This is a genomic window from Cupriavidus sp. SS-3 (assembly GCF_035818815.1).
Lineage (GTDB): Bacteria > Pseudomonadota > Gammaproteobacteria > Burkholderiales > Burkholderiaceae > Cupriavidus > Cupriavidus taiwanensis_C.
Genome location: NZ_JAYLVT010000002.1, coordinates 102,350 through 125,791 on the forward strand (window position 1 = coordinate 102,350; position 23,442 = coordinate 125,791).

The following is a 23,442-nucleotide window of genomic DNA, read 5'->3' on the forward strand; positions in this document are numbered from 1 at the left end:
CGTCGCCACGCCGAACCTGTCCGGATACCGCAGCATGCCCGACCTGACCCCCGCCCCCGACGCAGAAATCCTGATGGCCCAGCCGCGCGGCTTCTGTGCCGGCGTGGACCGCGCCATCGAAATCGTCGAGCGCGCGCTCGAGCGCTTCGGCGCCCCCATCTACGTCCGCCACGAGATCGTCCACAACGCCTATGTGGTGGCCGACCTGCGCCGTAAGGGCGCGGTGTTCGTAGGCGAGCTTGACGAGGTGCCCGCCGGCGCCACCGTCATCTTCAGTGCCCATGGCGTGTCGCGCGAGGTGCGCGAAGACGCGGCCCGGCGCGGCCTGCACGTGTTCGACGCGACCTGCCCGCTGGTGACCAAGGTGCATGTCGAAGTCAGCAAGCTGCGCGCGCAGGGCTGCGAGATCGTGATGATCGGCCATCGCGGCCACCCCGAGGTCGAAGGCACCATGGGCCAGGCCAACGGCGGCATGGTGCTGGTCGAGTCGGTCGCCGATGTCGCGGCGCTGCAGATCGCCGATCCGTCGCGGCTGGCCTACGTCACCCAGACCACGCTGTCGGTGGACGAGACCCGCGAGATCGTGGCTGCGCTCAAGGCCCGCTTCCCCGAGATCCGCGAGCCCAAGAAGCAGGACATCTGCTATGCCACGCAGAACCGCCAGGACGCGGTGAAGTTCATGGCGCCGCAGGTGGAGGTGGTGATCGTGGTCGGCAGTCCCAACAGTTCCAACTCGAACCGCCTGCGCGAGCTGGCCGAGCGCCTGGGCGTGCCGGCCTATATGGTGGACGCGCCCGAGCAGGTGCGGCCGGAGTGGGTCGCCGGCAAGCGCCGCATCGGCCTGACCGCCGGGGCCTCGGCGCCGGAAGCGCTGGCCCAGTCCATCGTCGAGCGCCTGCGCGAACTGGGTGCGCGCCAGGTGCGTCCGCTCGACGGCATCGAGGAAAACATGGCGTTCCCGCTGCCGCGCGGGCTGCTGCCCACCAGCGCAGCCGCCTGAGTGTGGCGCGGGCATGCCCGCCTGAATGCCTGGCCTGATAAAGGGGCGCCGCGGTTGCGGCGCCTTTTTTGTTTCTGGCCTGTGCCGGACCGGGAATAATGCCCGCTGCCGGTGCCAGGGGTGCCCGCCATTCGTGCCTGGCGCTAATCAGGGTAATCCCCGAAGCTGGGGTTTTCCCTATTATGGTGCGGCGCTACATTCTGCACATTAGAGAGAAGCACCACGCAATGTAAATGAAACGCCTAATTAATAATGGTGCATTATAGGTGGTGCCGGCGCTGCTTCCTGGCCGCCTGGGGCGCCGCAGGCACGGTTCTTGTAAGAAGGAGGGGCGGCCGCGTCATGTGAGCGGGAATTGCCGCAATCTGTGCATTGGGGAAATTCCCTAGCTCAAATGCGCGGTAAATGGTCAAGGATGTTGCGTCGCGTATTGCATCGACTAAGAAAGGGGATACAATGCGCGCGTTTCAAATTGAAACTAAACAACGGCGGTCCAGGGAAACGTCCGGGAGGCGTTGCAAATCCCTGTTTTTGTGAATCCTAGGAGATCACTCATGCAAATCACGTTTGCCAAGATTCTGCCGATCGCGGCCGCAGTGGCGCTGGTCGCAGCTTGCGGCAAGAAGGAAGACAAGCCGGCGGATCCGGCCTCTTCGGCGCCGGCAGCCGCGGCTCCCGCAGCGCCTGCGGCCGGTGGTGGCGAGGTCGTCGTCAAGATCGGCCACGCGGCCCCGCTGACCGGCGGCATCGCGCACCTTGGCAAGGACAACGAAAACGGCGCCCGCCTGGCCGTGGAAGAAGTCAACAAGTCCGGCCTGGAAGTCGGTGGCAAGAAGGTCAAGCTGGAACTGGTCGGTGAAGACGATGCCGGCGATCCCAAGACCGGCACCGCCGTGGCGCAAAAGCTCGTCGACGCCAAGGTGGCGGCCGTGGTCGGCCACCTGAACTCGGGCGTGTCGATCCCTGCGTCCAAGATCTACAGCGACGCCGGCATCGTGCAGATCTCGCCGTCGTCGACCAACCCGGACTACACCAAGCAGGGCTTCAAGACCACCTACCGCGTGGTCGCCACCGATGCCCAGCAGGGCCCGGCGCTGGCCAACTATGCCGCCAAGACCCTGAATGCCAAGAGCGTGGCGATCGTCGACGATGCCACCGCCTACGGCAAGGGCCTGGCCGACGAGTTCGAGAAGACCGCCAAGGCGGCCGGCGTGAACGTGGTGGCGCGTGAAGCTACCAACGACAAGGCCACCGACTTCAAGGCCATCCTGACCAAGATCAAGGGCAAGAAGCCGGACGTGATCATGTACGGCGGCATGGACGCCACCGGCGGCCCGTTCGCCAAGCAGGCCCGTGAACTGGGCATCCCCGCCAAGATCGTCGGCGGCGACGGTGTCTGTACCGACAAGGTGGCCGAACTGGCCGGCGAGGCCGTGACCAACATCATCTGCTCCGAGGCCGGCCTGGCCCTGTCGCGCATGGAGAAGGGCGCGGATTTCGACAAGCGCTACCAGGCCCGCTTCAACGCACCGGTGCAGATCTACGCGCCGTTCACGTATGACGCCGTGATGGTTGTCGTCGATGCCATGAAGCGCGCCAACTCGACCGAACCGGCCGCCATCCTGGCCGAAATGCCCAAGACCAACTACAAGGGCGTGATCGGCAACATCGCCTTTGACGAGAAGGGCGACATGAAGGAAGGCACCATCACGCTGTACGAGTACAAGGACAAGAAGAAGTCCGTCCTCGACGTCGTGAAGATGTAATCTGGGCTTACCGGCCCAACCGAACGGCACCGTGAGTATTTTGCGGTGCCGTTCTTTTTAGCCTCGCCTAATGTAGAAGCATCCTTACCATGGATGGAGCAGGGCAGGCCGCTCACCAGCAAAGCAACCACCGCAACGTTACCCATCACACACCAGGGTCCCCCCGGCATCCACACCATGCCGTAAGGTCAGGGACTGAAGCAGGAGTTTTCATGGATATCTTTATCCAGCAGATCGTGAACGGTCTGGTGCTTGGCAGCATTTATGCGCTGATCGCACTGGGCTACACCATGGTCTACGGCATTCTCGGCATCATCAACTTCGCCCACGGCGACGTGCTGATGATCGGCGCGCTGACCGCCCTGTCAGCCATCCTCGGATTGCAGAAGTTCGCCCCCGGCCTGCCTGAATGGCTGACGCTGGTGATCGCCACGCTGGTCGCCATGCCGGTCTGCGCGATCCTGTCCTATTCGATCGAGCGGGTCGCCTACCGGCCCTTGCGCAATGCGCCACGGCTGGCCCCGCTGATCACCGCGATCGGGGTTTCCATCATCCTGCAGACGGCGGGCATGCTGATCTGGTCGCGCAACCCGCTGACCTTCCCGCAACTGCTGCCCTCGGAACCCATCGACATCGGCGCCACCGGCGCCACCATCACCGGCAAGGAGATGGTCATCATCGGCATGGCCGTGATGGTGATGTCCGGCCTGCTGGCCCTGGTCAACCGCACCAAGCTCGGCCGCGCCATGCGCGCCACCGCCGAGAACCAGAAGGTGGCCGGCCTGATGGGCGTGAACCCCAATTTCGTCATTTCCGCCACCTTCATGATCGGTGCCACGCTGGCCGCGCTGGCCGGCGTGATGATGGCCACCAACTACGGCAACGCCCACTTCTACATGGGCTTCATTCCCGGCCTGAAGGCGTTTACCGCCGCGGTGCTGGGCGGCATCGGCAACCTCGCGGGCGCCATGGTCGGCGGCATGCTGCTGGGCCTGATCGAGGCGCTCGGCGCCGGCTATATCGGCGACCTGACCAATGGCGTGTTCGGCTCGAACTACCAGGACGTCTTTGCCTTCATCGTACTGATCACCGTGCTCGTCTTCCGTCCGTCCGGCATCATGGGCGAACGCGTGGCGGATCGCGCCTGAGGAGAGCGAATCCATGAATACCCCGATTCCATCCACGGCCGCTGTCGCGGCGCCGACCAAGGTGCCGGCCAAGACCCTGGCCGCACTGATTGGCTTCCTGGTGGTGGCGCTGTGCGCACCGTTCATCGTCCAGACCCTGGGCGGCAACTACTGGGTCCGCGTGCTGGACTTTGCGCTGCTGTACATCATGCTGGCGCTGGGCCTGAACATCGTGGTCGGCTTTGCCGGGCTGCTTGACCTGGGCTATATCGCGTTCTACGCGGTGGGCGCCTACATGATGGCGCTGCTCGGCTCGCCGCACCTGGCGAACCAGTTCGAGTGGATCCAGCAGCTGTTCCCGACCGGCATCCATCTGTCGATGTGGTTCGTGCTGCCACTGGCGATTCTGGTGGCCGCTACCTTCGGCGTGCTGCTGGGCGCGCCGACACTCAAGCTGCGCGGCGACTACCTGGCCATCGTCACGCTGGGCTTCGGCGAGATCATCCGTATCTTCATGAACAACCTGGACCGCCCGGTGAACATCACCAACGGTCCCAAGGGCATCACCGCGGTCGACCCCGTGCATATCTTCGGCTTCGACTTCTCGAAGTCGCACGAGATCTTCGGGCTCAAGTTCTCGCCGGTGTTCATGTACTACTACCTGCTGGTGTTCCTGGTCATCGTGATCGTGTTCGTGTGCCTGCGCCTGCAGACCTCGCGCATCGGCCGCGCCTGGGTTGCCATCCGCGAAGACGAGATCGCCGCCAAGGCGATGGGCATCAACACCCGCAACATCAAGCTGCTGGCGTTCGCCATGGGCGCGTCGTTCGGCGGCGCCTCGGGCGCGGTGTTCGGCGCGTTCCAGGGCTTCGTCTCGCCGGAATCGTTCACGCTGTGGGAATCGATCTACGTGCTGGCGATCGTGGTGCTGGGCGGCATGGGCCATATCCCGGGCGTGATCCTGGGCGGCGTGCTGCTGGTGGGCTTCCAGGAACTGCTGCGCGTGGTCGCCGAGCCGATCCAGACCGGCCTGTTCGGCCACGTGATCGTCGATGCCGAGGTGCTGCGCCAGCTGCTGTTCGGCCTGGCCCTGGTCGGCGTGATGCTGTACCGCCCGGCCGGCATCTGGCCGTCGCCGCGCAAGGAAGACCGCCCGGTGGTGCGCCGCGCGGGCAATATCGGCCGTCTGTAAACCGGAGGAAGACATGAGCAACAACGATTTCCTCCTGTCGGTGCAGGGGGTCAACAAGCGTTTCGGCGGCCTGCAGGCCCTGTCCGACGTGGGCCTGCAGATCAAGCCGGGCGAGATCTACGGGCTGATCGGCCCCAACGGCGCCGGCAAGACCACGTTCTTCAACGTGATCACCGGCCTCTACACGCCGGATTCGGGCGAATTCGTGCTGGGCGGCAAGCCCTACCAGCCGACCGCCGTGCATGAGGTGGCCAAGGCCGGCATTGCGCGCACGTTCCAGAACATCCGCCTGTTCGGCGACATGACCGCGCTCGAGAACGTGATGGTCGGCCGCCACGTGCGCTCCAAGGCCGGCGTGTTCGGCGCGATCTTCCGCCCGCCCTCGGTGCGGCGCGAAGAAGAGGGCATCGAAGACATGGCGCATGACCTGCTCGACTACGTCGGCATCGGCAAGTACGCCAACTTCACCGCGCGCAACCTCTCGTACGGCCACCAGCGCCGGCTGGAGATCGCGCGCGCGCTGGCGACCGAGCCCAAGCTGCTGGCGCTGGACGAGCCCGCCGCCGGCATGAACGCGACCGAGAAGGTGGAGCTGCGCGGCCTGCTCGACAAGATCAAGAACGATGGCAAGACCATCCTGCTGATCGAGCACGACGTGAAGCTGGTGATGGGCCTGTGCAACCGCCTGACGGTGCTGGACTACGGCAAGGTGATTGCCCAGGGCCTGCCGCACGAGGTGCAGAACAACCCCGCGGTGATCGAGGCCTACCTCGGCACCTCGGCGCACTGATGGCGGGAGCGGACGTAATGAATCAGCCTGCAATGAAACAGACAGTACTGAAGATCTCCGGCCTGAAGGTTGCCTACGGCGGCATCCAGGCCGTCAAGGGCATCGACCTGGAAATCCGCGACGGCGAGCTGGTCACGCTGATCGGCGCCAACGGCGCCGGCAAGACCACCACCATGAAGGCCATCACCGGCCTGCAGGGCTGGGTCGGCGGCGACGTGGAATATATGGGCAAGTCGATCAAGGGCGTGCCCAGCTACGCGCTGCTCAAGCAAGGCCTGGCGATGGTGCCGGAAGGCCGCGGCGTGTTCGCGCGCATGACCATCACCGAGAACCTGCAGATGGGCGCCTACACGCGCAACGACGAAGCCGGCATCAAGGCCGACGTCGAGCGCATGTTCGGCATCTTCCCGCGCCTGAAGGAGCGCGCCAACCAGCTGGCGGGCACCATGTCGGGCGGCGAACAGCAGATGCTGGCGATGGCGCGCGCGCTGATGAGCCAGCCCAAGGTGCTGCTGCTGGACGAGCCGTCGATGGGCCTGTCGCCGATCATGGTGGAGAAGATCTTCGAGGTGGTGCGCGACATCTCGGCGCAGGGCGTGACCGTGCTGCTGGTCGAGCAGAACGCGCGCCTGGCGCTGCAGGCCGCGCACCGCGGCTACGTGATGGAATCCGGCCTGATCACCATGAGCGGTGATGCCAGCCAGATGCTGGACGATCCCAAGGTGCGGGCCGCCTACCTGGGCGAGTAAGCGGCGCGCCGCCGCCCCGGCTCCGACACCCCGCTGCCGCAAGAGGGGTGAGGGAGAGGGCGGGCGCCCGCAGGCGCAAGGCCTTTCCACTTGCCGCGGGGCCCCGCGCGGGCCGGCTCGGCCGGTGTGCGCGGGTTCTGCGGTGCTGGCCCTCTCCCTCACTCCTCTGCGGCGCCGTCCCGGCTGCAAAGCAAAAAGCCTCGCGTAATGCGAGGCTTTTTTTGTCTGCAGCTACCTGGAGGATCAGGCCAGCTTCTTCAGCAGCGTGCGCAGCATGCCGATCATCTGGTCGATCTCTTCGCGCGTGACGTTCAGCGCCGGCATGAAGCGCAGCAGGTTGGCGCGCGGCGCGTTCAGCAGCAGGCCTTGCGGGGCCATGTCGCGCGCTTCTTCGACCAGTTGCGGGCCGATGTCCTTGCCCAGCAGCAGCGCGCGCAGCAGGCCTTCGCCACGTTCGCCGCCCAGGCCGAACTCGGCCGACAGCGCCAGCAGCTGCTCCTTCAGGTATTCGCCCTTGGCCTTGACGTCGTCCAGGAAACCCGGGGCGGTCAGCTGCTCGATCACGGCGCTGCCGACCGCGGTCATCAGCGGGTTGCCGTTGTAGGTGCCGCCCTGGTCGCCGGCCTCGAAGCTGGCGACCTCGGCCTTGCACAGCAGCGCCGACAGCGGCACGCCGCCGCCGATGCCCTTGCCCAGCGTCATGATGTCCGGCTCGACGCCCGACAGCTCGTACGCGAACAGCGTGCCGCAGCGGCCGCAGCCGGACTGCACTTCATCGACGATGAACAGCAGCTTGTGCTTGTCGGCCAGTGCGCGCAGGCCCTGCATGAACTCGCGCGTGGCGGGGATCACGCCGCCTTCGCCCTGCACCGGTTCCAGCATGATGCCGACGGTCTTGTCGGTGATCAGCTTCTCGACCGAGGCCAGGTCGTTCAGCTCGGCCTTGGGGAAGCCCGGCACCTGCGGCGCGAAGATGGTGTCCCAGCCGGCCTTGCCCGACGCGCTCATGGTGGCGAGCGTGCGGCCATGGAAGCTGTGGTCCATGGTGATGATCTCGTAGGCGCCATCCTTGTGCTTGCGGCCCCATTTGCGCGCCAGCTTGATCGCGCCTTCGTTGGCTTCGGCGCCGCTGTTGGCGAAGAAGACCTTGTCGAAGCAGCTGTTATCGGTCAGCTGCCTGGCCAGGCGCAGCATCGGCTCGTTGTAGAAGGCCGGGCTCGGGTTGATGATCTTCTTCGACTGTTCGACCAGCGCGTCGATCATGCCCTGGTTGGAATGGCCCAGGCAGTTGACCGCCCAGCCTTGCACGAAGTCCAGGTATCGCTTGCCGTTGTGGTCCGTCAGCCAGGAGCCCTTGCCCTCGGTGAACACGAGCTCGGGCCGGTTGGTGATGTACATCAGGGATTGGACGGGAAAATCAGCAAATGCCATGGCGGACTCCAGGGGTCGGCTTTAAACGATGGACGGACAAGCAGGTAAGACGCGGGAAAACAAAAAGCCACGGGGGTTGCCCGTGGCTCGTTGACATGAACAGACGCAGTCGACGGTCAGCCGCGCGGCACCCCAGCGGGGAGCGACGTACGGAAGCTGCGGCGTCGGTTGAAGGTCGTGTGCATGCGGGCAAATATAAGGCGCACGGGCCCGGGTGTCAAAACCAATTTTGGCGAGCCCGGGCATTGTTGCGTTGGCGGAACGGCGCGCGGGCGGCCCTCAGGCCGCCGGCGGGGCCGCGTGCAGGTCGGCCTCGGAGGTGAACGAGTCGGCGAAGAACGCGTCTTCGTGCAGCTTGCACTGGCGCGTGAAGTCGCCGCGCGCGGCGTTGATCATCACCGGCGCGCCGCAGGCGTAGACCTCGTGGCCCGACAGGTCGGGGAAGTCTGCCATCACCGCCTGGTGGACGAAGCCGGTGCGGCCCTGCCAGTTGTCTTCCGGCAGCGCGTCGGAAACCACCGGCACGTACTTGAAGTTAGGCAGGTCGCGCGCCCACTGCTCGCACAGCGCGTGCATGTACAGGTCCTTGGGCCGGCGGCCGCCCCAGTACAGCGTCATCGGGCGCGTGATGCCGGTGTAGGCGGCATGCTCGACGATGGCCTTGATGGGAGCGAAGCCGGTGCCGGAAGCCAGCAGGATGATCGGCGCGTCCGATTCCTCGCGCAGGAAGAAGCTGCCCAGCGGGCCCTCGAAGCGCAGGATGTCGCGCTCCTTCATCGCCGGCTGGCCTTCCTTGGCGCCGAACACGTAGTCGGTGAAGGCGCCGCCCGGCATATGGCGGATATGCAGTTCGATCGGACCGTCCTCGTGCGGCGGCGTGGCGATCGAATAGCTGCGGCGCTTGCCGTCGCGCAGCAGGAATTCGACGTACTGGCCAGCCAGGTACTGCATGCGCTCGGTCGCCGGCAGCTGCAGCTTGATCGCGATCACGTCCTCGGCCAGGCGCTCCAGCGTGGTCACGCGGCACGGCACCTTCTTGATCGGGATGTCGCCGGCGCCGTGGACCTCGCGGCATTCGATGGTGATGTCCGAGCTGGCATTGGCGCAGCAGAACAGCGCGCGGCCCTCGGTTTTTTCCTGCGCGGTCAGCGCTGACGGGGCATGGTCGCCCTGCACGATGCTGCCTTCGAGCACGCGGCCCTTGCACGAACCGCAGGCGCCGTTCTTGCAGCCGTAGGGCAGCCCGATGCTGTGGCGCAGGGCCGCGCCGAGGATGGTTTCGTCCGCGGCCACTTCAAACTTGTGGCCGCTGGGCATGACGGTTACTTGATAAGCCATAATCGGTTTATGAGCCAAATTCTGTCGAAGCTGCAGGCCCCGCGCCTTTCCCAACCGCCGCAACTGCCGGCGCCATCGCGCCGGCTGGGCCGCCCGCGCCTGCTGATCGTCGGCTGCGGGGATGTGGGGACGCGCTGCCTGCGAATCCTGTCGTCGCGCATGCGTGTCTTCGCCGTGACCTCGCAGCCGGCACGCCGCGCCGAACTGCGTGCCGCCGGCGCGGTGCCGCTGGTGGCGGACCTGGACCGGCCGGCCACGCTGGCACGGCTGCGCGGGCTGGCCACGCGGGTGCTGGACCTGGCGCCGCCACCCGGGCAGGGTGATGGCGATCCGCGCACGCGTGCGCTGCTCGCCGCATTGCGCCGGACCGCATGGCGCCGGACTGCGGGGCGCCGCACCAGGACGGCTGCCGGCATGCTGCCCGGCGAGCCCGCCATTCTACCCGACCGTACCCGGCCCCGCGCTGCGTTTGTCTACGCCAGTACTACCGGCGTCTACGGCGACCGCCAGGGCGCGCGCGTGGCCGAATTCCATGCGGTGCGGCCGCAGACCGCCCGCGCGCGCCGCCGCGTCGCCGCCGAGCAGGCGGTGCGCGCCTTCGGCCGCGACGCCGGCTGGCGCGCCAGCGTGGTGCGCATCCCCGGCATCTACGCCGAGGACCGGCTGCCGGTAGCGCGCCTCAAGCGCGGCACGCCGGCGCTGGTGCCGCAGGACGACGTCTACACCAGCCACATCCATGCCGACGACCTCGCCCGCATCATGGTGGCGGCGCTGTTCCGCGGCCGCCCGCAGCGCGTGGTCCACGCCAGCGACGATACCGAGCTGCGCATGGCCGACTACTTCGACCTCGTGGCCGAGCGCCGCGGTTTGCCGCGTCCGCCGCGCATCACGCGCGGCGAGGCGCTCCAGGTGATCGACAAGACCTTGCTGAGCTTCATGAGCGAGTCGCGCCGGCTCGACAACCGCCGGCTCAAGCGCGAACTGCGCCTGCGGCTGCGCTATCCCACCGTCGCCGACTTCTTCGGCGCCTGAGACCTCCACCCGGCTCCTCGTGCCGCTGGCACGGGGCTTGCTGCCCCACAGCGTCGTCTCGATCCTGTCTATACAGCAACACTTTCCACGCGCCTGACTGGTGCCGGCACTTGCGGCCGGATCCAGGACGGTGCAGCGCCTGGTTGCGGGTTCCGCGCCAGAATGCGCTTTTTAAGGCGATTATCCGCCTGGTTGCTTGGTGGAAGCCCTACGTTGACTTGTATATACAGGCATTGTTTAATGCCCGAAAACGAGCACGGCCACACGCATGGCCTGCCGTCGACGGACACACCAAAGGAGCGTACAGATGAGGAATCCAAGCAGGTTTCGCGGTCGGGTGGCAGGGCAGGTGGCGGTGCTGGCTGCGGCCCTGGCAGCCGGCGCGGCGCAGGCGCAGAACACGCCGGTGACGCTGGGCATGAGCGGCTGGACCGGTTTTGCGCCGCTGACGCTGGCCGACAAGGCCGGCATCTTCAAGAAGAACGGCGTCGACGTCGAGATCAAGATGATCCCGCAGAAGGACCGCCACCTGGCGCTGGCCTCCGGCGCGATCCAGTGCGCGGCCACCACCGTGGAAACCCACGTGGCCTGGAATGCCAATGGCGTGCCCATCACCCAGATCGTGCAGCTCGACAAGTCCTACGGCGCCGACGGCCTGGCCGTGCGCGCCGACGTGAAGAGCTTTGCCGACCTCAAGGGCAAGACCATCGGCGTCGATGCGCCGGGCACCGCGCCGTACTTCGGCCTGGCCTGGATGCTCAAGAAGAACGGCATGTCGCTCAAGGACGTCAAGACCACCACGCTGTCGCCGCAGGCGGCGGCGCAGGCCTTCGTCGCGGGCCAGAACGATGGCGCCATGACTTATGAGCCGTATCTGTCGACGGTGCGCCAGAACCCGGACAAGGGCAAGATCCTGGCCACCACGCTCGACTATCCGATGGTGACCGACACGCTCGGCTGCGCCCCCAAGTGGCTCAAGGACAATCCCAAGGCCGCGCAGGCGCTGGTCGACAGCTACTTCGAGGCGCTCGAGATGATCCGCAAGGAGCCGGCCAAGGCCAACGACATCATGGGCGCGGCGGTCAAGCAGACCGGCGAGCAGTTCGCCAAGTCGTCCGCCTACCTGCGCTGGCAGGACCGCGAGGCCAACAAGAAATTCTTCGAGGGCGAGCTCGCCAGCTTCAGCAAGGAAGCCGCCGCGGTGCTGCTGGACATCGGCGTGATCCGCCAGGTGCCGGACGTGACCAAGCTGTACGACGCGCGTTTCCTCAAGTAACCCGGCAGCTTTCAGGAGGCGTGACGTCATGACGCAAGCCCGTATTGGTTCACCCGCCCCGGCTGCCGCCGTGGCGGCCCCCGCTACCGGGGAAGCGCCGCTGCGCCGGCGCCATCCGTGGCTGGCACCGCTGGTGCCGGTGGCGCCCAACACCCGCTGGATGCTGGGCCTGTCCTTCTTCGTGCTGTTCTTCGGCGTGTGGGCCGTGGTGACGCTGGGCGGCTTCGTGCCGCGCACGTTCCTGGCCGATCCGCTGACGATGGCCAGGGAGGGCATGATCCTGTTCACCGAGCACAACTTCATCGGCGACATCGGCATGACGGTGTGGCGGGTGGTCGGCGGCTTCGTGCTGGCGGCGGTGATCGCGGTGCCGCTGGGCATCTTCATGGGCGCGTACAAGGCGGCCGAGGCGTTCTTCGAGCCGTTCGTGTCGTTCTGCCGCTACCTGCCCGCGTCGGCCTTCATCCCGCTGCTGATTCTGTGGGCCGGCATCGGCGAGACCCAGAAGCTGCTGGTGATCTTCATCGGCTCGTTCTTCCAGATCGTGCTGATGGTGGCGGTGGCGGTCGGCGGCGCGCGCAAGGACCTGGTCGAGGCGGCCTACACGCTGGGCGCCAACAGCGCCGGCATCGTGCGCCGCGTGCTGATCCCGGGCGCGGCGCCGGAAATCGCCGAGATCCTGCGGCTGGTGCTGGGCTGGGCCTGGACCTACGTGATCGTGGCGGAGCTGATCGGCTCGTCGTCGGGCATCGGGCACATGATCACCGACAGCCAGGCGCTGCTCAATACCGGGCAGATCATCTTCGGCATCATCGTGATCGGCTGCATCGGCCTGGTCTCGGACCTTGTCTTCAAGCGCGCCAACCAGCGCCTGTTCCCGTGGAGTTCGATCCAATGAGCGCACTGTCCATCCAGCAGGTCTCGCGGACCTTCTCCAACCCGCGCGGCGGCCAGACCCTGGCGCTGCAGCCGGTCGATTTCGAGGTGCGCGACAACGACTTCGTCACCATCCTGGGCCCGTCGGGCTGCGGCAAGTCCACGCTGCTGCGCATCGTCGCGGGGCTGGATACCCCGACCAGCGGGCGCGTGCTGCTCGACGGCCAGCCGGTGTTCGCGCCCGGCGCGGACCGCGGCATGGTGTTCCAGTCATACACGCTGTTCCCGTGGCTGACGATCGAGCAGAACGTGCGCTTCGGCCTGCGCGAGCGCGGCATGAGCGCGGCCGAGCAGAAGGAGCGCAGCGACTTCTTCATCCAGCGCGTGGGGCTGCGCGGCTTCGAGCACCATTTCCCCAAGCAGCTGTCCGGCGGCATGCAGCAGCGCACCGCAATTGCGCGCGCGCTGGCCAACGATCCCAAGATCCTGCTGCTCGACGAACCCTTCGGCGCGCTCGACAACCAGACCCGCGTGCTGATGCAGGAGCTGCTGCTGGGCATCTGGGAGGCGTCGCGCAAGACGGTATTATTCGTGACCCACGATATCGACGAGGCCATCTTCATGGCCAACCGGGTGGCGGTGTTTTCCGCCAGGCCGGGTCGGATCAAGAGCGAGATCGCGGTCGATTTTCCGCATCCGCGCCATTACACGATCAAGACCACGCCGGAGTTCTCCGCGCTCAAGGCGCGGCTGACCGAGGAAATCCGCGCCGAGGCCATGGCCGCGGCCGAGCACTAAGACCTTATGAACCACGCCGCCGGTACCCCGACATCCGCTTCTGCCTCTCCCACCGCGCTTTACCAGCAGGTGAAGGAGTACATCGCCCGCCAGATCCAGAGCGGCGCGTGGCAGCCGGGTGACCGGGTGCCGTCGGAGCAGGAGCTGGTGAACCGCTTCGGGGTCTCGCGCATGACCGTCAACCGGGCGCTGCGCGAACTGCAGGAGCAGGGCAGGGTAGTGCGCGTGGCCGGCGTGGGCACCTTCGTCGCCGAGCACAAGCCGCAGTCGACGCTGCTGTCGGTGGTCAACCTGCAGGACGAGATCCGCATGCGCGGGCACGACTACGCCTGCGACGTGATCCTGGTGGAGCGTGTCTCGGCATCGATCGAGGTGGCCGCGGCGCTGGAGCTGCGCACCGGTGAGTCGGTGTTTCACTCGGTCTGCGTGCACCGCGAGGACGGCGTGCCGGTGCAGCTCGAGGACCGCTACGTGAACCCGCGCGTGGCGCCCGATTTCATCACGCAGGATTTCAGCGCGACCCAGCCTGGCGAATACCTGCTGCGCCACGTGCCCTACGACCAGGTCGAGCATGTGGTCGACGCCATCGCCGCCACGCCGGAGCAGGCCGCGCAGCTGGAAATGCCGCCTACGCAGGCCTGCCTGATGCTGACCCGCCGCACCTGGACCAACGGCGTGCCGGTGACCTTCGTGCGTTGCCTGCATCCGGGCAACCGCTATCGCCTCGGCAGCCGCTTCCGCGCCGACGGCAACCCCGCTTTCGGCTGATTCCACAAGAATCCGCCTGCTACCTCAAATTTTTACCTAAGCTGTATAGACAGGAACATACAAATGACTGCCAGCCCACATGACCAAGCCTCCCGTCCGCTGCTGACCCTGCAGCCGGGCCAAGTCACCCTGGCCGACCTGCGCCGTGTCTACCGCGGCGAGGTGCGCCTGGCCATGGCCGATTCCGCCTGGGCCGGCGTGCGCGCCGCGCAGGCCACGGTGCAGGACATCATCGACGCCGACGCCGTGGTGTACGGCATCAACACCGGCTTCGGCAAGCTGGCGCAGACCCGCATCCCCAACGACAAGCTGGCGCAGCTGCAGCGCAATCTGGTGCTGTCGCACAGCGTCGGCACCGGCCCGGACCTGGCCGAGGACACGGTGCGGCTGATCCTGGCGACCAAGGCGGTCAGCCTGGCGCGCGGCCATTCCGGCGTGCGTCCGGAACTGATCGAGGCCTTGCTGGCGCTGGTCAACCACGGCGTGACCCCGTGCATCCCGGCCAAGGGCTCGGTCGGCGCCTCGGGTGACCTGGCGCCGCTGGCGCATATGTCGTGCACGCTGATCGGCGTGGGCGAGGTGATGGTCGGCGGCAAGCGCGTGCCGGCCGCCGAAGGCCTGGCCCATGCCGGCCTGAAGGCGTTCGAACTGGGCCCGAAGGAAGGCCTGGCGCTGCTCAATGGCACCCAGGTGTCGACCGCGCTGGCGCTGGCCGGCCTGTTCGCCGCCGAGGACGCGTTCGCGGCAGGCCTGGTCGCCGGCGCGCTGTCGCTGGAGGCGATCAAGGGCTCGGTCAAGCCGTTCGATGCCCGCATCCATGCAGCACGCGGCCAGGCTGGCCAGATCGCCGTGGCCGGCGCCGTGCGCGCCATGCTCGATGGCAGCGAGATCGTCGATTCGCACAAGGCCTGCGGCCGCGTGCAGGACCCGTATTCGATCCGCTGCCAGCCGCAGGTGATGGGCGCTTGCCTGGACAACCTGCAGCACGCCGCGCGCATCCTGCAGATCGAGGCCAATGCCGCGTCGGACAACCCGCTGGTGTTTTCCGCGCAGGGCGACGTGGTCTCCGGCGGCAACTTCCACGCCGAGCCGGTGGCCTTTGCCGCCGACATCATTGCGCTGGCGATCGCCGAGATCGGTGCGATTTCCGAGCGCCGGCTCGCGCTGCTGCTCGATACCGGCCTGTCCGGCCTGCCGCCGTTCCTGGTGCGCGATGGCGGCCTGAACTCGGGCTTCATGATCGCGCAGGTGACCGCGGCCGCGCTGGCCTCGGAGAACAAGTCGCTCGCGCATCCGTCCAGCGTCGACAGCCTGCCGACCTCGGCCAACCAGGAAGACCATGTGTCGATGGCCACCTACGGCGCGCGCCGGCTGGGCGAGATGGCGGCCAACACCGCGGTGGTGGTCGGCATCGAGGCCATGGCCGCGGCACAGGGCATCGAGTTCCACCGCCCGCTGAAGTCGTCGCCGCTGGTGGAACAGGAGCTGGCACGTATCCGTGCGCGGGTGGATTTTGTCGAGGCCGACCGCTATCTGGCGCCGGATATCGAGGCGATGAAACAGTGGGTGGTGCAGGGCGATGCGGGGGCGGGATGGCCTGCTGCGGTGAGGGCGATTTTGCCGACCAACGCGGGTTGAGCCGGTCCCAGTCACGCACCAAGCGCATCAGAAACCGATCGCGCCACCAGCGCCATCCCATAAGGAGAACAACACATGAACGCTCCCGAATCCCAATCCCTGCAACGCGGCCAGCGCGAGATCCGCGCGCCGCGAGGCACCCAGCTGCACTGCAAGAACTGGCTGATCGAAGCCGCCTACCGCATGATCCAGAATAACCTCGATCCTGACGTAGCCGAGCGCCCGCAGGACCTGGTGGTGTACGGCGGCATCGGCAAGGCCGCGCGCAACTGGGAATGCTTCGACGCGATCCTGGACAGCCTGCGCCGGCTAGGTGAAGACGAGTCGCTGCTGGTGCAGTCGGGCAAGCCGGTCGGCGTGTTCCGCACGCATCCCGATGCGCCGCGCGTGCTGATCGCCAACTCCAACCTGGTGCCGCACTGGGCTACGTGGGACAAGTTCAATGAGCTGGACCGTGCCGGCCTGATGATGTACGGCCAGATGACCGCGGGCTCGTGGATCTACATCGGCACCCAGGGCATTGTGCAGGGCACGTACGAGACCTTTGTCGAAGCGGGCCGCCAGCACTACGACGGCGACCTGTCGGGCAAGTGGATCCTGACTGCGGGCCTCGGCGGCATGGGCGGCGCGCAGCCGCTGGCGGGCGTGCTCGCGGGTGCGTGCGTGCTGGCGATCGAATGCCAGGAATCGCGCATCGACTTCCGCATTCGCACGCGCTACCTCGACAAGAAGGCCACCACGCTCGACGAAGCACTGGCGATGATCGCCGAGGCCACGGCAAAGAAGGAGGCGATCTCGGTCGGCCTGCTCGGCAACGCCGCCGACATCGTGCCGGAGCTGGCAAAGCGCGCGCAGGGCGGCGGCATGCGACCGCATATCGTCACCGACCAGACCTCCGCGCACGACCTGGTCAACGGCTACCTGCCGCAAGGCTGGACCGTCGCGCAGTGGGAGCATGCGCGCCAGCACGATCCCAAGTCGGTGGAAGCCGCCGCGCGTCCGTCGATCGTCAAGCACGTGCAGGCCATGCTCGACTTCCAGAAGATGGGCGTGCCGACGGTCGACTACGGCAACAACATCCGCCAGGTGGCGTTCGACGAAGGCGTGCAGAACGCCTTCGATTTTCCCGGTTTCGTGCCGGCCTATATCCGCCCGCTGTTCTGCCGCGGCAAGGGGCCGTTCCGCTGGGTCGCGCTGTCGGGCGATCCCGAGGATATCTACAAGACCGACGCCAAGATGAAGGAACTGTTCCCCGAGGACAAAGCCCTGCATCGCTGGCTCGACATGGCGCACGACCGCATCGCCTTCCAGGGCCTGCCGGCGCGGATCTGCTGGGTGGGTCTGGACGAGCGCCATCGCGCCGGGCTGGCCTTCAACGAGATGGTGAAGTCGGGCGAACTGAAGGCACCGGTGGTGATCGGGCGCGACCACCTCGACTGCGGCTCGGTGGCGTCGCCGAACCGCGAGACCGAGGCGATGCGCGACGGTTCCGACGCGGTGTCGGACTGGCCGCTGCTGAACGCACTGCTGAACACCGCCGGCGGCGCCACCTGGGTCAGCCTGCACCACGGTGGTGGCGTGGGCATGGGCTTCTCGCAGCATTCCGGCGTGGTGATCGTGTGCGACGGCACAGACGCGGCGGCAAAGCGCATCGAGCGCGTGCTGTGGAACGATCCGGCCACCGGCGTGATGCGCCATGCGGATGCGGGCTATGACCTTGCCATCGCCTGCGCGCACGAGAAGGGCCTGGACCTGCCGATGGTGAAGGGCGTATGAGCCCGGCGCTGTTTGAATCCTTCGCGCTGGCCGAGATCGCGCCCACGCGCTGGAAGAATGGCGGCGGCAACACGCGCGAGATCGCGGTGTGGCCGCCGGGTGCGGGCATGGATGACTTTGTCTGGCGCCTGAGCGTGGCCGATATCGAAAGCGATGGACCGTTCTCGGCGTTCCCAGGCATCGACCGCCAGATCGTGCTGCTCGACGGCGCGGGCGTGACGCTGCGCGCGGACGACGGCAGCTTCAGTCATCGTCTGGCCGGCGTCGGCGAGCCGTTCGCGTTTTCCGGCGATACCAGCTTGCAGGCGACGCTGCTCGACGGCGCCACGCGCGACTTCAACGTGATGACGCGGCGCGGACGCTGCCGTGCGCGCGTCGAAGCGTTCCGCGCAGGATTTGCGGTCAGCACCGGCAGCCACACGCTGTGCTTGCTGGCCGTCAACGGTGCCTGGCAGGCGAAGGACGGCGCCACGCTGCTGCAAGCGGGCGACGGCCTGCTGGCTGGCGCGGCCGCGGCCGCATCGAGCCTTGCGTTTGAACCCGCCGGTGACGCGGCGCTGTGCCTGTGCGTCACCCTGGAAATGGAGCCCGCTCAATGACGCTGACCTATGCATCCGCCGTGCCTAGCGCGGACGGTGTCTGGCACAACTGCCACCTGCTGCCCGACGCCGATCCCGCGCAGGCGATCCGCGATGCCGCGCTGGTGGTCGAGCACGGACGCATCGCCTGGCTTGGCTCGGCAGCGGATTTGCCCGAAGCCTGGCGCGGCGCGCCGCGGCATGATGCCGAGGGAGCCTGGATCACGCCTGGCCTCGTCGATTGCCACACGCACCTGGTCTACGGCGGCCAGCGCGCCGACGAATTCGCCATGCGCCTGGCCGGCGCCGGCTATGAAGAGATCGCGCGCGCCGGCGGCGGCATCGTCTCGACCGTGCGCGCCACGCGCGCCGCCGACGAAGACACGCTGTTCGCGCAGGCCGCGGCGCGCCTGCAGCCGCTGCTGGCCGAGGGCGTCACCGCCATCGAGATCAAGTCCGGCTATGGCCTGAACCTGGAATCCGAACGCAAGCAGTTGCGCGTGGCGCGCCGGCTGGGCGACCATTTCGGCATCTCGGTCTACACCACCTTCCTCGGCGCGCATGCGCTGCCGCCGGAATACGCGGACCGTGCCGACGACTATATCGAGCTGGTCTGCAACACCATGCTGCCGGCGCTGGCCGAAGAGGGCCTGGTCGATGCCGTCGATGCCTTCTGCGAGTCGATCGGTTTCTCGATCGCCCAGACCGAACGCGTGTTCGACGCCGCCGCGCGCCATGGCCTGTGCGTCAAGCTGCATGCGGAGCAACTCAGCAACCTGGGCGGCGCCGCGCTGGCGGCACGCCATCGCGCGCTCTCGGCCGACCATCTCGAGCATCTGGACGAGGCGGGCGTGGCCGCGATGGCCGAAGCCGGCACGGTGGCGGTGCTGCTGCCGGGCGCCTACTACTTCCTGCGCGACACCAACCTGCCGCCGATCGCGCTGCTGCGCCAGTACGGCGTGCCGATGGCGATCTCGACCGACCACAACCCGGGCACCTCGCCGGTGACTTCGCTGCTGCTGATGATGAATATGGCCTGCACGCTGTTCCGGCTGACGGTGCCGGAGGCGCTCGCCGGCGTGACCGCGCACGCGGCGCAAGCGCTGGGCGCCACCGATCGCCATGGGCGGCTGGCAGCGGGCCGGGCTGCCGATTTCGCGCTGTGGCGCATCGATTCGCCCGCCGAGCTAGCGTACTGGTTCGGCCGCAATCCGGTCGCGACGGTGGTGCGCCAGGGTCGGGTCCATGCCTGCGCGGGAGCCACGGCATGAGCGGCACGCAACTGTTCGCGCCGTTTGCGCTGCTGCCGGACGGCTGGGCCCGCGACGTGCTGCTGGCCTGGGACGAGCACGGCCGCTTCACCGCCGTGCAGGCGGGGGCGGCGCCAGCGGCCGGCGTGCCGCGTGCGGCGGGCCCGGTGTTGCCGGGCATGCCCAACCTGCATTCGCATGCATTCCAGCGCGGCTTTGCCGGCCTGACGGAATTCCGCAGCCGCCCGCAGGGCGACGATCCGGCCGGCGCCGATTCGTTCTGGAGCTGGCGCACGCTGATGTACCGCTTCGCGCAGCGGCTCTCGCCCGACACGCTGGAAGCCATCGCCACCCAGCTCTATATCGAGATGCTGCGCGCGGGCTACACCAGCGTGTGCGAGTTCCACTACGTGCATCACGATGAAGGCGGCAGGCCCTATGCCGATGCCGCCGAGATGTCGCTGCGGCTGCTGCGCGCGGCGCAGCACGCCGGCATCGGCATGACGCTGCTGCCGGTGCTGTACCAGAACGCGGGCTTTGGCGGCAAGCCGCCGCTGGAAGGACAGCGGCGCTTTCTGCACGACACCGATGCAATGCTGAGGCTGCTGGAACGGCTGCGCCCCGCGTGCGCGCAATCCGGCGCGCGCCTCGGACTGGCACCGCACTCGCTGCGCGCGGTGCCGGAGGCAAGCCTGCTGCATGCGCTGGCGGGCCTGCGCGCGATCGACGCGCAAGCGCCGGTGCACATCCATATCGCCGAGCAGCAGAAAGAGGTCGACGACTGCATCGCGTGGTCGGGCACGCGGCCGGTGACGTGGCTGTTCGACCATGTCGAAGTCGATGCGCGCTGGTGCCTGGTGCACGCCACCCATATGGACTGGGACGAGCGCCGGCGCCTGGCGCACAGCGGCGCGGTGGCCGGCATCTGCCCGACCACCGAGGCCAACCTGGGCGACGGCGTGTTCGAGGCAGCGCCCTACCTGGCGCAGCAGGGCGCATGGGGCATCGGCTCGGACAGCCATGCCAGCGTCAGCGTGGCGGAGGAGCTGCGGCTGTTCGAATACGGCCAGCGGCTCGGCCTGCAGCGGCGCAACGTGCTGGCATCCGACACGCACGCGCAGGTGTCCGACCGCCTGTACCTGGAAGCGGTGGCCGGCGGCGCACGTGCAGCAGGCCGCGCGGTGGCCGGACTGGCAGCGGGCCAGCAGGCCGACTTCGTCGTGCTGGACGGCGCGCATCCGACCCTGGCGGGGCTCGACGGGCCGCAGGCACTGGCCACGCATGTGTTCGCCTGCCACGGCCATGAGACACTAGCGGAAGTCCGCACTGCCGGCCGCAGCCGCGTGCAGCATGGCGCGCATCCGCTGCAGGCGGAGGCCGGGCGCCTGTTTATCGCGGCGCGCGCCAGCCTGCTGGCCGACTGAAACCGGGCACACGCCCACTGCATCGAACCACCATGTCCTTTTCCACCGATACCCCCGCCTTCACCCTGCACCGGGGCACGCGCCCGCTGCTGGTTTCGATGCCGCATGTCGGCACGCACCTGCCCGCATCGGTCTCGCAGCGCCTGAGCGCCGAGGCCCGCACCGTGCCCGACACCGACTGGCACCTGGAGCGCCTGTACGACTTCGCCCGCGAACTGGGCGCGTCGGTGCTGGCGGCCACGCACTCGCGCTACGTGGTCGACCTGAACCGGCCGCCCGACAACGCCAACCTGTATCCCGGCCAGGACACCACCGGCCTGTGCCCGGTCGATACCTTCGACAAGACGCCGCTCTATGCCGACGGCAACGGTCCCGACGACGCCGAGATCGCCGCGCGCCGCGATGCGATCTGGCGCCCGTACCACCAGGCACTGGCCGAGGAGCTGGCGCGGCTCAAGGCTGCGCATGGCACTGTCGCGCTGTGGGATGCGCATTCGATCCGTTCGGTGCTGCCGCGCTTCTTCGACGGCAAGCTGCCCGACTTCAACCTCGGCACCGCCAACGGCGACAGCTGCGACGCCGCGCTCGCCGGCCAGCTGCTGGAACAGGCCAGCGCGGTACCGGGCCATACCGCGGTGCTCAACGGCCGCTTCAAGGGTGGCTATATCACGCGGCAATACGGCAAGCCGGCCGAGGGCGTGCACGCGGTGCAGCTGGAGCTGTCGCAGTGCGCCTACATGAGCGAGGTGTATCCGTTCGCCTATGACGAGGCGCGTGCCACGGCGCTGCAGCCGGCGCTGCGCGGCATGCTGGCGACGGTGCTGGAGTTTGTGGAAGCGCGGTGAATCTGGCGGGGTGCCGCTGACAGCAAAAGAAAAAGCCCGGCAGTGCCGGGCGTGAACACGTCAACGAAGGCTTATTTCTTCACGACATTCTTGTCGGCCTTGCTCCCCGTCGCCGCGTTGTACTTCTCGACATAGGCCTCGAACAGCTTGCGGATCGAGCGCCCGATCTTGGCGTAGTCGGCTTCGTTCAGGTTAGCCAATGACACCCGCCCCGACGGGTGGCGCGTGCCGAAGCCGCGACCCGGCAGCAGCACCACGCCGGCTTCGTCGGCCAGCTGGAACAGCAGCTCGTTCGGCTCGACCGAGTTCATGATCCACTTGACGAAGTCTGGCCCGATCGCCTTGCCGCCCAGCTGCTCGATGTCCAGCAGGGTGTAGTAGTCGACCGCGTTCGGATCATCGCTTTCCGGCGCGATGCCGATCTCGCGATACAGCGACGCCTTGCGGCTGCGGATCAGCCGCTTCATCGCGTTCTTGTAGTTGTCCGGCGTGTCCATCAGCGAGAACAGCGAGAACAGCACCATCTGCACCTGCTGCGGCGTGGACAGGCCGGCAGTATGGTTCAGCGCCACGGTGCGGCTGTCGGCCACCAGGCGGTCGATGAACCTGAGCTGCTCCGGCTCGGTGGTGATCGAGCTGTAGCGCTGGTTCAGTTCCCGCCGATCCGCGTCCGGCAGCTTGCCGATCTGCAGGTCGAAGATATTGTCGCGATGCGTGGCGATCACGCCCAGGCGCCAGCCGGTAGCGCCGAAGTACTTCGAGAACGAGTACACCAGGATGGTGTTCTTCGGGCACATCGCGAACAGCGAGACAAAGTTGTCGGCAAAGGTGCCGTAGACATCGTCGGTCAGGATGATCAGGTCGGGGCGCTCTTCGATGATCGAGGCCAGGTATTCGAGGCTCTCGTCGCTCATGCGCACCGACGGCGGGTTGCTCGGGTTGACCAGGAAGAAGGCCTTGACCTTGGGGTCGCGCAGCTTGTCGAGCTCCTTTTTCGAATACTGCCAGCGCGAGTCGGGATCGGCGTCGATCGACAGCTCTTCCAGCTGGTAGTCGTTCAGCTCGGGGATCTCGATATACGGCGTGAAGATCGGCATGCCCAGCGCAATGGTGTCGCCGGGCTTGAGCAGGCGGTTCTCGCGGATGGAGTTGAACAGGTAGGTCATGGCCGCGGTGCCGCCCTCGACCGCGAACAGGTCGAACTCGCCGATGAACGGATGGTCGCCGATCATCTCCTTGCGGATGTACTGGCCGACGATCTTCTCCGACAGCTTGAGCATGCGGTCCGGCACCGGATAGTTGCAGGCGAGGATGCCTTCGCACATTTCGTAGAGGAAATCGGTCGCGCTCAGCCCCAGCTGGTCGCGCACGTACGACACCGCGCCGGCCAGGAACTTCACGCCCGGAGTATCGGCGAACTCTCGCGCAAACAGATCGAAGCGCTCCTCGATACCTTCGCGGCGCGGAAAGCCGCCGACGCCCTCCGGCATGTACGAGAACGAGCGCTCCGATTCGCGCATCGCGAACAGGCCGAGTTGCCAGAAGCCGTGGCGCGGCACCGTCGCCAGGAAATTGGGGTTGCCGCGGCCGGCGTTCAGCATGAGACGCTCGGCGTCACTGCTGGCCAGCTTGATCAGTTCATCCTTCAGTTCGAACGGCGAGAGGCTGGACAGCTTGGAGATATCGAACTTGCTCATGGCTTGCTCCTGTGTAGACGCTTGTTGTTGGGTTGGCGGGCCGGCACCGGCGGCACGGGCCCGCGCAGCAGCGGAGAGGGCAAAGGGAAAC

20 protein-coding genes are annotated in these 23,442 nt (G+C 67.2%); 17 read left to right on the forward strand and 3 right to left on the reverse strand.

Annotation, left to right across the window (positions count from 1 at the left end; all coding sequences use genetic code 11):
- Positions 1 to 34 precede the first annotated feature (34 nt).
- The 6 genes from ispH (at position 35) to U9J39_RS03845 (ending at position 6,624) form a co-directional block, all read left to right on the forward strand.
- Positions 35 to 1,000, forward strand: coding sequence for a 4-hydroxy-3-methylbut-2-enyl diphosphate reductase (gene ispH, locus U9J39_RS03820; protein WP_115681032.1), 966 nt, complete (start codon positions 35 to 37; stop codon positions 998 to 1,000).
- A 554-nt stretch (positions 1,001 to 1,554) separates the two neighbouring features.
- The gene (locus U9J39_RS03825; RefSeq protein ID WP_115710661.1) at positions 1,555 to 2,766 is read left to right on the forward strand and encodes a branched-chain amino acid ABC transporter substrate-binding protein; all 1,212 of its coding nucleotides are present in this window, start codon (positions 1,555 to 1,557) and stop codon (positions 2,764 to 2,766) included.
- Between the two features lie 212 nt (positions 2,767 to 2,978).
- Positions 2,979 to 3,914, forward strand: a complete 936-nt coding sequence (locus tag U9J39_RS03830; RefSeq protein WP_115681030.1) for a branched-chain amino acid ABC transporter permease — start codon at positions 2,979 to 2,981, stop codon at positions 3,912 to 3,914.
- 13 nt (positions 3,915 to 3,927) lie between these two features.
- Entirely contained in the window at positions 3,928 to 5,085 is a 1,158-nt protein-coding gene (locus tag U9J39_RS03835) for an ABC transporter permease subunit (RefSeq protein ID WP_115710659.1), read from the forward strand.
- A 13-nt stretch (positions 5,086 to 5,098) separates the two neighbouring features.
- Positions 5,099 to 5,875 carry an ABC transporter ATP-binding protein gene (locus U9J39_RS03840; protein ID WP_062801615.1) on the forward strand — a complete coding sequence of 259 codons (777 nt, stop codon included), beginning with the start codon at positions 5,099 to 5,101 and terminating at the stop codon, positions 5,873 to 5,875.
- Positions 5,876 to 5,907: 32 nt separating this feature from the next.
- Positions 5,908 to 6,624 carry an ABC transporter ATP-binding protein gene (locus tag U9J39_RS03845; protein WP_115710657.1) on the forward strand — a complete coding sequence of 239 codons (717 nt, stop codon included), beginning with the start codon at positions 5,908 to 5,910 and terminating at the stop codon, positions 6,622 to 6,624.
- A 243-nt stretch (positions 6,625 to 6,867) separates the two neighbouring features.
- Here the strand turns inward: U9J39_RS03845 and U9J39_RS03850 are convergent, their stop codons facing one another.
- Together U9J39_RS03850 and U9J39_RS03855 are read right to left on the reverse strand one after the other, a co-directional pair.
- Positions 6,868 to 8,055, reverse strand: coding sequence for an acetylornithine transaminase (locus U9J39_RS03850; protein ID WP_326346562.1), 1,188 nt, complete (start codon positions 8,053 to 8,055; stop codon positions 6,868 to 6,870).
- A 279-nt stretch (positions 8,056 to 8,334) separates the two neighbouring features.
- Positions 8,335 to 9,393: a CDP-6-deoxy-delta-3,4-glucoseen reductase gene (locus U9J39_RS03855; RefSeq protein ID WP_115710654.1), complete on the reverse strand. Its 1,059-nt coding sequence runs from the start codon at positions 9,391 to 9,393 to the stop codon at positions 8,335 to 8,337.
- 9 nt (positions 9,394 to 9,402) lie between these two features.
- Here U9J39_RS03855 and U9J39_RS03860 point away from each other — a divergent pair, with 9 nt between their 5' ends.
- The 11 genes from U9J39_RS03860 to hutG all read left to right on the forward strand — a co-directional run bounded on the left by U9J39_RS03860 (position 9,403) and on the right by hutG (position 21,654).
- Positions 9,403 to 10,425, forward strand: a complete 1,023-nt coding sequence (locus tag U9J39_RS03860; RefSeq protein ID WP_116313015.1) for an NAD-dependent epimerase/dehydratase family protein — start codon at positions 9,403 to 9,405, stop codon at positions 10,423 to 10,425.
- A 307-nt stretch (positions 10,426 to 10,732) separates the two neighbouring features.
- Complete coding sequence (locus tag U9J39_RS03865) at positions 10,733 to 11,701, forward strand: ABC transporter substrate-binding protein (protein ID WP_115681024.1); 969 nt, start codon at positions 10,733 to 10,735, stop codon at positions 11,699 to 11,701.
- A gap of 28 nt (positions 11,702 to 11,729) precedes the next feature.
- Positions 11,730 to 12,599 carry an ABC transporter permease gene (locus U9J39_RS03870; protein WP_326346563.1) on the forward strand — a complete coding sequence of 290 codons (870 nt, stop codon included), beginning with the start codon at positions 11,730 to 11,732 and terminating at the stop codon, positions 12,597 to 12,599.
- The gene (locus U9J39_RS03875; protein WP_012353726.1) at positions 12,596 to 13,375 is read left to right on the forward strand and encodes an ABC transporter ATP-binding protein; all 780 of its coding nucleotides are present in this window, start codon (positions 12,596 to 12,598) and stop codon (positions 13,373 to 13,375) included. Before U9J39_RS03870 ends, U9J39_RS03875 begins: the two co-directional genes overlap by 4 nt.
- Positions 13,376 to 13,381: 6 nt before the next feature.
- Complete coding sequence (gene hutC / locus U9J39_RS03880; RefSeq protein ID WP_018008004.1) at positions 13,382 to 14,143, forward strand: histidine utilization repressor; 762 nt, start codon at positions 13,382 to 13,384, stop codon at positions 14,141 to 14,143.
- A 63-nt stretch (positions 14,144 to 14,206) separates the two neighbouring features.
- Complete coding sequence (gene hutH / locus U9J39_RS03885; protein WP_326346564.1) at positions 14,207 to 15,781, forward strand: histidine ammonia-lyase; 1,575 nt, start codon at positions 14,207 to 14,209, stop codon at positions 15,779 to 15,781.
- Positions 15,782 to 15,856: 75 nt separating this feature from the next.
- A complete protein-coding gene (gene hutU / locus U9J39_RS03890; protein WP_116313011.1) occupies positions 15,857 to 17,557 on the forward strand; it encodes a urocanate hydratase in 1,701 nt (566 codons plus the stop codon).
- Positions 17,554 to 18,156, forward strand: coding sequence for a HutD/Ves family protein (locus tag U9J39_RS03895; protein ID WP_326346565.1), 603 nt, complete (start codon positions 17,554 to 17,556; stop codon positions 18,154 to 18,156). The genes hutU and U9J39_RS03895 overlap by 4 nt, the downstream gene beginning before the upstream one ends.
- Complete coding sequence (hutI, locus tag U9J39_RS03900; protein ID WP_326346566.1) at positions 18,153 to 19,406, forward strand: imidazolonepropionase; 1,254 nt, start codon at positions 18,153 to 18,155, stop codon at positions 19,404 to 19,406. The genes U9J39_RS03895 and hutI overlap by 4 nt, the downstream gene beginning before the upstream one ends.
- The gene (locus U9J39_RS03905) at positions 19,403 to 20,809 is read left to right on the forward strand and encodes a formimidoylglutamate deiminase (RefSeq protein WP_326346567.1); all 1,407 of its coding nucleotides are present in this window, start codon (positions 19,403 to 19,405) and stop codon (positions 20,807 to 20,809) included. The genes hutI and U9J39_RS03905 overlap by 4 nt, the downstream gene beginning before the upstream one ends.
- 32 nt (positions 20,810 to 20,841) lie before the next feature.
- On the forward strand, positions 20,842 to 21,654 hold the full coding sequence (gene hutG / locus U9J39_RS03910; protein WP_326346568.1) for an N-formylglutamate deformylase: 813 nt from the start codon (positions 20,842 to 20,844) through the stop codon (positions 21,652 to 21,654).
- A 71-nt stretch (positions 21,655 to 21,725) separates the two neighbouring features.
- Here the strand turns inward: hutG and U9J39_RS03915 are convergent, their stop codons facing one another.
- A complete protein-coding gene (locus U9J39_RS03915) occupies positions 21,726 to 23,351 on the reverse strand; it encodes a bifunctional aspartate transaminase/aspartate 4-decarboxylase (protein ID WP_116313007.1) in 1,626 nt (541 codons plus the stop codon).
- Between the last annotated feature and the right edge of the window lie 91 nt (positions 23,352 to 23,442).